The following is a 5,566-nucleotide window of genomic DNA, read 5'->3' as shown; positions in this document are numbered from 1 at the left end:
CGTCCGCGCGCGGGAAGACGTTCTGCGGCTCCGGCAGTTGGGGTTCCCTGTCGAGCTCGGGGTGCCGGCTGTCGACGACGGTGAAGTCGCCCTTGCGGCCGCGCTCCCAGCGCTCGCTGGGCTCCCACAGGAGGCCTTCGGGGGTGGTCCTGATCGTCGGGGCGGCGGTGTGGGCCGGGCGGATGGTCATGGCCGGTGCTCCTTCGGGAGGTCCGGATGTCCGGTTCCTTCCACGGTCCCACGGTCCCGGCGCCCAGGGTCGAGCCGGGCGGACCCGCACTAAGCTGTAGGGACCGTACTTCAGGCCACGAGGCGCTCGTGATGGCAGGAGAGAGGCGAGGGCAGCATCCCAGGCAGCCGCAGCTGCCCGACCTGCACGTGCGCCTGCGTACCGAGCTGAGCCGGATCGACGAGCAGTTGCGCGCCCTGCTGGACGCCATGGACCGGATGCAGGGCCTGCTGGACGCGGTGGTCGCCATCAGCCGGGAGATGGAGCTGACCGCGGTGCTGAACCGCATCGTGACCACCGCCATGGACCTGGTCGGCGCCCGCTACGGCGCGCTGGGCGTGCTCAACGCGTCCGGAGAGCGCCTGGAGGAGTTCATCACCGCCGGTCTGTCCGAGCGGGAACTCGAGGCCCTGGCCGACACCGAACTGCCTCGCGGTCTGGGCGTCCTCGGCCACTTGATCAGCCACCCCGAACCCCATCGGATCGACGACATCCTGGCCCATCCCTCCTCCGTCGGCTTCCCGCCCGGCCATCCGCGGCTGCGGACGCTGCTCGGAGTCGCCATCAGCGTCCGCGGCGAGATCTACGGCGATCTGTACCTCGCCGAGCGGCGCGACGGACAGCCCTTCGACATCCACGACGAGAACGTCGTCACCGCCCTGGCCAGCGCCGCCGGCATCGCCATCGAGAACGTCCGTCTGTTCGAACAGGTGCGGGTCGGAGCCGAGCAGTTCCAGCGGCTTCTCCTGCCCGCGCTGCCCGACCTGCGGCCCTTCACCGCCGCCGCCGTCTACCGGCCGGCCGCCGAACCCAGCAAGCTCGGAGGGGACTGGTACGACGCGATCCCGCTGTCCGGCGACATCGTGGCGGTCGTCATCGGTGACGTGGTCGGCCACGATCTGAAGGCGGCGGCCGCCATGGCCTCCACCCGCAACATGCTGCGGGCCCTGCTGTTCGACCGGGGCAGTACGCCCGGCGCGCTCCTGGCCCGGCTCGACCGCACCCTCCAGGCCATCACGACCAACCCCGTCACCACCACCGCCCTGGCCCGCATCGAACCGGAGGGTCAGGGTCAGGGCTGGCGCATCCACTGGAGCACGGCGGGCCATGTCCCGCCCCTGCTGATCACTCCTGACGGACAGGCGGAGTACCTGACCGCCGAGCCCGGACTGCCGCTCGGGGTGGACCTGGAGGAACCCCGCCCCGACCACTCACGGTTCCTCCCCCCGGACGCCACCGTCGTCTTCTTCACCGACGGGCTGATCGAACATCCCGCCCACGCCATCGACGAGAGCCTGAACGAGCTCGCCGGGCTCGCCACCGTCCATGCGCATCGGCCCCTGCACGAGTTCGTGCGGGCGCTGGCCGATCACCATCCGAGCGATGGTCACGACGACATGGCCGTCCTCGCGCTGCGCACCCCGCCCGCCTGACCTGCGTGGAGGTTCAAGTGGATCCGACGGATGATGGTCGAGGGGATGTCGATGCGGAGGTCCCCGATGACTGTCGCGCGGCATGCCGGGGTCCGGCGCGGTGGCGCGGTCGCCCTGGAGATCTGCGCCGTTGCCGCGCTGTACTGGGGCTCGGCCGAGATCGGACTGCTCCAGCAGCAGGTGCGTGGCCAGGTCACCCCGATGTGGCCGCCGAGCGGTATCGCGCTGGCCAGCCTGCTCCTGCGCGGGCCGCGGGTCTGGCCGGGGATCGCACTCGGGGCGTTCCTGGTCAACATCGCGCTGGGGCCGTCGTTCCTGGCCGTACTCGCGATCGTGGCGGGCAACACGCTCGCGCCTGTCTGCTCGTACGCCCTGCTCCGCCGTGCCGGGTTCCACAGCGAGATGAACCGCCTGCGGGACGCACTCGCACTGATCTTTCTCGGCGCGTTCACCGGCATGCTGGTCAGCGCCACGGTGGGCACCGGAACGCTCGTCCTCACCGGTGTGCTGGACACCGGCGACTTCTGGCCGACGTGGTCGGTCTGGTGGACCGGCGACGCGGTGGGCGTCCTGGCGGTCACACCGGTCCTGCTGCTTCTCCGCTCGGCGCACCTGCCTCGGGGCGCCCCGCTGTCCCGGTGGGTGGAGGGGCTCCTGCTCATGGCGGTCACGATCTGCGTCGGTTTCGTCGAGACCAGCACCACGCCGCTGCTGTTCCTCGGCTTCCCGCTGCTGGTCTGGGCGGCCTTCCGCTTCGGGCTGGCCGGGGCCGCGCCGTGTGCCCTCGCCGTGTCGACCTTCGCGATCATCGCGGCCGCGCAGAACACGGGCCCGTTCGCCGGTCATGACCTCTTCACCAACATGATCACCCTGCAGGCGTTCAACGGTTCCGTCTCGCTGACCGCCCTCCTGCTCGGAGCTGCGGTCAACGAACGCGCCCAGACCGAGCGGGAGATCGCGCTGGCGTGCGGACAGCTCGCCGAGATGGTCACGAGAATCGCCGCCAGTGACCGCCGCCCCGCTCTGGACCCGGAAATGACGAAGGGCCCCGCCCCACCGAAGTGAGGCAAGGCCCTGCCCGGGGAGAACTCCCGGGCACTCTGTCGGGACGACAGGATTTGAACCTGCGACCCCTTGACCCCCAGTCAAGTGCGCTACCAAGCTGCGCCACGTCCCGATGCGCGCCCACTCGCGGTGAAACCGCGTGATCGCGCGAACAGCACCTTACCCCACACCCCAGGCCGCGCCGAAAACGGCCCGGGCGGGACAATCGGCGTATGGGCAGCACAGACAGCAGGGGAAGCACGGGAGACACGGGAAGCACCTCCGCGGACCGGTCGGGCGACGCCCGGGACCGCGACAACGAGGGGCGGGCACGCAACGCCCGGCCGCGGGACGGTCTCGGGCGGCCCCTGCCGTACGGCGCGGACGGCGTGCCCCGGCAGCCCGAGGGCGTGGTCCGCACGCCGCAGGAGACCGTCGCCGAGGCGCAGCGGCTGCTGGACGAGGGGAAGCCGTTCCACGCGCACGAGGTCTTCGAGGACGCCTGGAAGTCGGGCCCCGACGCGGAGCGGGAGCTGTGGCGCGGTCTCGCCCAGCTCGCCGTGGGCCTCACCCACGCCGCCCGCGGCAACCTCACGGGCGGGGCACGGCTGCTGCGACGCGGGGCCGTCGCGACCGAGACATGGGCCTCCGGCTCCGGGCAGCCATTGCCGCACGGCATCGACCTCGAGGCCATCGCCGCCTGGGCCCGGGAACTGGCCCAGGACGTGGAACGGAACGGCCGTGCCGTGGACGCGGGGGCACGGGCACCTCGGCTACGGGGAGCGGGCGCGGAGCGCTGACCCGGGGCGCGGTGCGGGCGGTGTCAGTGGGGTGCGGCAGACTCGGGCTGTGCGAAAGATTCATGTCATCGGTATCGGCGCGGGCGACCCCGAGCAGCTCACCCTGCAGGCGGTGAGGGCGCTGCGGAGCACGGACGTGTTCTTCGTCCTGGACAAGGGCGAGGTGAAGGCGGACCTCACCCGGCTGCGCCGGGACATGCTCGACACGCACCTCCCGCAGGGGACGTACCGCGTCGTCGAGGCGCGTGACCCGGAGCGGGACCGGACCGCCGACGGCGCGGCCTACTCCCCCGCTGTCGAGGACTGGCGCAGCGCCCGCGCCGGCATCTACGAGCGGCTGATCGCGGAGGAACTCCGCGAGGAGGAGACCGGCGCGTTCCTCGTGTGGGGAGACCCTTCGCTGTACGACAGCACCCTGGGGATCCTGGAGGAGGTGCTGGAGCGGGACACGGTGGTGTTCGAGTACGACGTCGTCCCCGGCATCAGCAGCGTCTCGGCGCTCGTCGCCCGGCACCGGACGGGGCTCAACCGCATCGCCCGGCCCGTGCAGATCACCACCGGGCGGCGGCTCGCGGAGGGCTTCCCGGAGGGCGTGGACGACGTGGTGGTCATGCTCGACGCCCAGCAGACCTTCCGGCAGTACGCGCGGGAGGATGTCGACATCTACTGGGGCGCCTATATCGGCACTCCGGACGAGATCCTCGTCTCCGGCCCGATCGCCGAGGCAGCGCCCCGCATCGAGCGGTTGCGTGCCGAGGCCCGTGAGCGCAAGGGCTGGATCATGGACACGTATCTGCTGCGCAGGCACCCCCGGGACTGACACGGCTATCGTCCGGACATGGAGTCCGTGCGTGCCGTACTGATCGACATCGACGGGGTGCTCACCGTGTCGTGGCGGCCCTTGCCCGGGGCCGTGGAGGCGTTGCGGGAGATCCGGGAAGCCGGGCTCGCCGTCCTGCTGGTCACGAACACGACGTCCCGTACGCGGGCTTCGATCGCCGGGACGCTGGCGGACGCGGGGTTCCCGGTGTCCGCCGAGGAGATCCTGACCGCGCCCGCGGCCACCGCCGCCTATCTCGCCGAGCACTGTCCCGGCGCCCGGTGCGCCCTGCTGAACAGCGGCGACATCGAGGAGGACCTCGACGATGTGACCCTCGTGGACGCTGCGGACACCGGGACCGTGCCGGATGTCGTGCTGGTCGGCGGGGCAGGACCCGAGTTCGGCTGGGCGGCGCTCGACCGGGCCTTCGGGCAGTTGCAGCGCGGGGCCCGGCTGGTGGCGATGCACCGCAACCTGTACTGGCGTACGGACGAGGGGCTGCGGCTGGACTCCGGTGCGTTCCTGGCCGGTCTCGAGCAGGCCGCCCGGGTGGAGGCCGAGATCACCGGCAAGCCGGCGCGGGCGTTCTTCGAGGCGGCGCTCGCCCGGGTGGGCGCCGGTGCGGGCGAGGCCGTGATGGTGGGCGACGACGTCGAGTCCGACGTGCTCGCGGCACAGCGGGCAGGTGTCACCGGGATCCTCGTGCGGACCGGCAAGTTCCAGCCGGAGGCGCTCCGGGCCGCCGACGGCACACCCGACCACGTGATCGACTCCTTCGCGGACCTCCCGGCGCTGCTGCGGAGCTCCGCGCGGCGGTAGGTGCCGGTCAGCGCGGCGGAGCTTCAGCGCAGCAGGAGTTGCAGTCCGCCCACGATCGTCGCCGCGATGACCAACTGCTCGAACAGCCGCTGGTTGATCTTGTGCACCGCCCACTTGCCGAAGAGCGCGCCGGGCACGACGAACACCACGAGCGCCAGGTCGAGGAGCAGCGAGCGGCCGTCGATCAGGCCGAGGCCGGCGCTGAAGGGCAGCTTGGAGACGTTGACGATCAGGAAGAAGAAGGCCGACGTGCCGAGGAAGCCGAGCTTGCGGAAGCCCGCGGAGAGCAGGTACATCGACATCACCGGGCCGCCCGCGTTGGCGACCATGGTGGTGAAGCCGCCGAGCACGCCGTAGGAGCGGGCCTTGACCCGGCCCGCCCGGCTGGTGACGGAGTCCGGTTGCTGCTCCGCGTCCGCCG

At 71.7% G+C, this 5,566-nt stretch carries 6 protein-coding genes, 1 tRNA gene and 1 pseudogene; 5 read left to right on the top strand and 3 right to left on the bottom strand.

Annotated features, from left to right (window positions below):
* Window positions 1-190, bottom strand: a pseudogene (locus tag ACFTZL_RS40180) (hypothetical protein); the annotation flags it as partial.
* Window positions 191-321: 131 nt separating this feature from the next.
* Between ACFTZL_RS40180 and ACFTZL_RS40175 the strand changes: the two are divergent.
* Together ACFTZL_RS40175 and ACFTZL_RS40170 are read left to right on the top strand one after the other, a co-directional pair.
* Window positions 322-1,662, top strand: a complete 1,341-nt coding sequence (locus tag ACFTZL_RS40175; RefSeq protein ID WP_382594080.1) for a PP2C family protein-serine/threonine phosphatase — start codon at window positions 322-324, stop codon at window positions 1,660-1,662.
* 66 nt (window positions 1,663-1,728) lie between these two features.
* Complete coding sequence (locus tag ACFTZL_RS40170) at window positions 1,729-2,727, top strand: MASE1 domain-containing protein (RefSeq protein WP_382594077.1); 999 nt, start codon at window positions 1,729-1,731, stop codon at window positions 2,725-2,727.
* A gap of 38 nt (window positions 2,728-2,765) precedes the next feature.
* Here the strand turns inward: ACFTZL_RS40170 and ACFTZL_RS40165 are convergent.
* A tRNA-Pro gene (locus tag ACFTZL_RS40165) sits at window positions 2,766-2,839 on the bottom strand.
* A 100-nt stretch (window positions 2,840-2,939) separates the two neighbouring features.
* On the opposite strand from ACFTZL_RS40165, the gene ACFTZL_RS40160 reads away from it, so the two are divergent.
* From ACFTZL_RS40160 to ACFTZL_RS40150, 3 genes are read left to right on the top strand one after another with little or no spacing between them, the layout of a single operon-like run.
* On the top strand, window positions 2,940-3,506 hold the full coding sequence (locus ACFTZL_RS40160) for a DUF309 domain-containing protein (RefSeq protein ID WP_382594074.1): 567 nt from the start codon (window positions 2,940-2,942) through the stop codon (window positions 3,504-3,506).
* Window positions 3,507-3,555: 49 nt separating this feature from the next.
* On the top strand, window positions 3,556-4,326 hold the full coding sequence (cobF, locus tag ACFTZL_RS40155; RefSeq protein ID WP_382594071.1) for a precorrin-6A synthase (deacetylating): 771 nt from the start codon (window positions 3,556-3,558) through the stop codon (window positions 4,324-4,326).
* Between the two features lie 18 nt (window positions 4,327-4,344).
* Window positions 4,345-5,145 (top strand): HAD-IIA family hydrolase, encoded by an 801-nt coding sequence (locus ACFTZL_RS40150; RefSeq protein ID WP_382594069.1) that lies wholly within the window; start codon window positions 4,345-4,347, stop codon window positions 5,143-5,145.
* 23 nt (window positions 5,146-5,168) lie between these two features.
* On the opposite strand, the gene ACFTZL_RS40145 is transcribed toward ACFTZL_RS40150, so the two are convergent.
* Window positions 5,169-5,566, bottom strand: a 398-nt coding sequence (locus ACFTZL_RS40145) for a TSUP family transporter (protein WP_382594066.1), incomplete at its 5' end; no start/stop codon positions are given.

The sequence above is a fragment of the Streptomyces sp. NPDC056948 genome, from assembly GCF_042674225.1.
GTDB lineage: Bacteria > Actinomycetota > Actinomycetes > Streptomycetales > Streptomycetaceae > Streptomyces > Streptomyces purpurascens.
Note: the sequence above shows the minus strand (reverse complement) of the source record. Positions and strands in the feature narration are given on the sequence as shown.